Source organism: Enterococcus sp. LJL51, from assembly GCF_054871795.1.
The window spans coordinates 1-851 of the sequence record NZ_JBTXLW010000039.1 but is presented as its reverse complement, the minus strand read 5'-3'; the positions used below and the strand labels follow the sequence as shown (position 1 = coordinate 851).

The 851-nt window shown below is 39.4% G+C and carries 1 protein-coding gene; it reads right to left on the bottom strand.

Annotated features, from left to right (window positions below):
• On the bottom strand, window positions 1–767 hold a 767-nt coding region (locus ACYSNQ_RS17905), incomplete at its 3' end, for a lysozyme (protein WP_426084936.1).
• Window positions 768–851 lie beyond the last annotated feature (84 nt).

Sequence of the window (851 nt, the reverse complement as noted above, 5' to 3'; positions counted from 1 at the left end):
AAGGATTCCGTAATGTAACTATCGGAAGCATTTCTATCCCAATTATCTACTGTAAAAATTCCAGTACCACAATTATAGGCAAGACTTACCATCGCATCGAATTGATTTTGATTAAACGAACGAGTAAAGTAGTTGCTTACTGCGTTTTCATAAGCCACTATATCTCTCTTAAATTGCTCATCTGCTTGTGCTTGCGTCCATGTTGTAACTCCAGGAACTAAACTCGTTTGCCCCTTTCGTTCCGCATGTCCCCAACCAATGGTAATCATTCCATCACTAAGATCATAAGCTGTGAGTCTGCATCCTTCGAATTTCTTGATTAGGGTTTCACCCTTAACACCTAAAGTCGAGGCCTTCTCTTCAGGAGTTGACGTGCCGCTGGTTGAAATCCATTGATCCAGATTTAAAATATCCGTAATAGGATCTTCTCCAACATTCTTCTTCACAGGAAACCCCGCCCAGTTAGCTTGCCAACTATCAGATCCGATTTTTACCCAAACGTGTCCATAGCCGCCACCACCATTTCTATTAACTGCAATGTTAAGCGTACCAGAACCGACGTTTGCAATTCCTTCTGAAACGTACGTAACTGGGATATCTTTTGCATTTCCACGCGCAGCATATGGATTTGGTGCGCCAACAAATTCAAGAATGTTCTTAATTAAGCTAACACATTGTCCATTTAATCCGGCATTAGATTTATCGACCGTTATTTGACCGATAAGACTATCAAGAAAACTTTTTACTTCTCCAATTGTTTTTGCCATAAGTTTTCCTTTCTTTACTTTTTTGTAAGATCTTACAACGTTAGTATAGCGAATATAAGTGTTTTCTAACTGTCAACTTACTGT